The organism is Bacillus cereus group sp. MYBK245-2 (assembly GCF_051916145.1).
GTDB lineage: Bacteria > Bacillota > Bacilli > Bacillales > Bacillaceae_G > Bacillus_A > Bacillus_A pacificus.
In genome coordinates this window covers 1-630 of sequence record NZ_JBQAGB010000050.1, presented here as the reverse complement: position 1 = coordinate 630, position 630 = coordinate 1, and the positions used below count along the sequence as shown (strand labels likewise).

Genomic DNA, 630 nt, shown 5'->3' with positions numbered 1-630 from the left:
TCTTGATAAATTTATCGCAGCATTTACATCCCGATCGTGATAGCTATTGCATGAAGCACAACACCACTCACGTATTTTTAAACTCCACTGTCCTTCTGGTTGAACTGAATGGTCGTATTTTACGCCGCAACATGAGCAAATCTTGCTTGAGGCGAACCATTTATCAGCTTTTACATACGCAATGCCATACTTCTCGCACTTGTATGATAAACATTGAAAGAAGAAGTATAATTTTTGAGAGGAAAATGCTTTCGATAGTTTTTTGTTTTTTAACAGGTTTGAGATAGATAAGTCTTCCACAACAATTCTCATTGGTTTGGTTTTCACCAATTTAGCTGTTGCTTGATGGATATGGTTATTTCGGATATTCATAATTTTCCTAGATAACCGCAGGTGCTCGATTTTTGCTTTTTCATATCCAGCAGATTGAATTTTCACACCTTTTTTAAATCTCCTAGACATATCTCTTTGCGCTGACTTTTTCCTTTTCAAAAGTTTTTTAACCTTGGCGTCTTTGTTTATATTTCGTTCTTTCGTACCATTAGAAGCTACAAACAGCTCTTTTAAACCAACATCCACACCGATTGACTCATTGGTTAGTTCTTGTGATTCAAAGTCTTCTTGGAACCC

Annotated in this window: 1 protein-coding gene; it reads right to left on the bottom strand. The window is 36.2% G+C overall.

Annotated elements, in window-relative coordinates; translation table 11 throughout:
* On the bottom strand, positions 1-630 hold a 630-nt coding region (locus ACTFRN_RS28035; RefSeq protein WP_438907719.1), incomplete at both ends, for an RNA-guided endonuclease InsQ/TnpB family protein.